Source organism: Gammaproteobacteria bacterium, from assembly GCA_003696665.1.
Lineage (GTDB): Bacteria > Pseudomonadota > Gammaproteobacteria > Enterobacterales.
Map to the genome: position 1 here is coordinate 1 of RFGJ01000614.1, position 1,896 is coordinate 1,896.

The following is a 1,896-nucleotide window of genomic DNA, read 5'->3' on the forward strand; positions in this document are numbered from 1 at the left end:
AAGAAAAGTTCACTCCCAACGCAAAAGCGATGGTTCTCAATAAAACCATTGAAGAAGCATGCAATGAGATTCCTGACGCAAGTGTAAGAATGATTATCTCATCACCGCCCTATAACATCGGAAAAGCCTATGAGCGAGCGACCGATCTTGAAACCTATCTAGGGTGGCAAACCGAAGTTATTGAGCGGCTTGTGGAGAAGCTGGATGAAAACGGTAGCATCTGCTGGCAGGTTGGAAATTACATCAAGGATAAAGAGGTCTTTCCCCTCGACATATATTTTTATCCCATCTTCAAGAAGCTGGGCCTCAAACTACGCAATAGAATCATCTGGCATTTTGGACACGGACTGCATGCAAAAACTCGGTTTTCTGGGCGCTATGAAACTCTGCTTTGGTTTACCAAAGGGGATGACTATGTATTTAACCTCGATGCGGTAAGGGTTCCTTCAAAGTATCCAGGAAAGCGCCACTACAAAGGCGAAAAGAAAGGGCAGCCCAGCGGTAATCCGCTTGGCAAGAACCCTTCGGATGTGTGGGAAATCATTGCTCAGGAATGGGAAAAAGGAATGATCGACATTCCCAACGTAAAGGCGAACCATCCAGAAAAGACCGAACACCCTTGCCAATTCCCCGTCGAGCTTGTTGAACGGTGCGTGTTGGCGCTCACCGATGAGGACGACTTGATCCTTGACCCATTTGGAGGGGTTGGCACAACCTTATTGGCAGGCATTAGGCGCAAACGCAGGGTGATTTGCGTGGACAAGGAAGCCGATTACTGTCGGATCGCAAAGCAAAGGTTGGAAATGTTGCTCTCCGGCCAGCTCAAAGTTCGTGAGATTGGGACTCAGGTTTTCAAGCCCAAGGGAACTGAAAAGGTATCTCAGGTTCCGATTGAATGGCAACAGGAGAAACGGGCTTAGGGAGCTATTCCGATCACTAGCACGGGGATGTCTATATTCGACACCCCCCTTTGCTCCAGGTCCCAAACAAACTGTTCATAGAAGGAAACTCCTGTGGACATTTCCTTTTGGAGTTCCTTGGTCGGGACTATCTCGATTCCATACTCTATATGCCCCATTTTCTTAAAAATGGTCATTTTGGCGCATACATTATACACCATGAAAGAGTACTTGCCGAACTGTACCTCAACACCAACTTTGTCTTTGACAAAATCCATTTCACGATAGCCAACAAAGTCAAGGGTTAGCAGGGGAGCCAAATCCTCCGTCTGCATATCCTTTCCGAAAGAGAAGCGGTTATTTCCCCGGTTGCAGCAAACCAGGCCCTTTTCTTTCAATGTTTTTAAGACAGCTTGAGGGGATTTGATCTTGAATGGCAGGTCTTCACATCCGCTGAGCTTTTCAGCAATAAACTCGACCATTAACCTTTGAGTCTTAAACTTGGCTCTGCATTTAAGAATTTCATCTGCAACTTGCGCTAGTTGGCAAACTTCATCCGAAATCAGATCATATTGACAAGGGATTTTGACAGGCTCCCACCCCTTTGCACCCAACTCATCTTTTATGGCTTTGTTCATTTCAATGGGTGAATACAGCTCCACCCCGTTCATTGTCTTTTCTTTGCTTGTCTTCTTTTCCAATGAATGTGCATCTACCGCCCGTATAGCTTCCACGACTTCGCCATATAGACGTTGCTTTTTTGTTTTGATCTGGTCGCCGCCATTAAAGGAATACTCAGCAACAATCCTCATACCCACCCTCCTAGAATCCGCAACAGTAAACAAAAATCGAGGGCGCATAAAGCGCCATCGATTCAACTCTATGAGTAAACGGCTTGGCCATAAGGCGGCTTCTTCATTCGCGATCGGCAAAGCTCAGTGGTGATGGCCACCCGGGCCATGCACATGCCCATGCTGCAGCTCCTCGGCCGTCGCAT

General features: G+C 47.0%; 2 protein-coding genes. One reads left to right on the forward strand and one right to left on the reverse strand.

The features are described from left to right. A partial coding sequence (locus D6694_14910) for a site-specific DNA-methyltransferase (protein ID RMH34911.1) occupies positions 1 to 920 on the forward strand: 920 nt, incomplete at its 5' end. Here D6694_14910 and D6694_14915 read toward each other — a convergent pair. Beyond that, complete coding sequence (locus D6694_14915; protein RMH34912.1) at positions 917 to 1,759, reverse strand: hypothetical protein; 843 nt, start codon at positions 1,757 to 1,759, stop codon at positions 917 to 919. The genes D6694_14910 and D6694_14915 overlap by 4 nt on opposite strands. Between the last annotated feature and the right edge of the window lie 137 nt (positions 1,760 to 1,896).

What these genes read in the sequence shown, in the direction of transcription:
- D6694_14915 (RMH34912.1), bottom strand. Translation starts at nt 1,759, where the DNA reads ATGCGCCCTCGATTTTTGTTTACTGTTGCGGATTCTAGGAGGGTGGGT.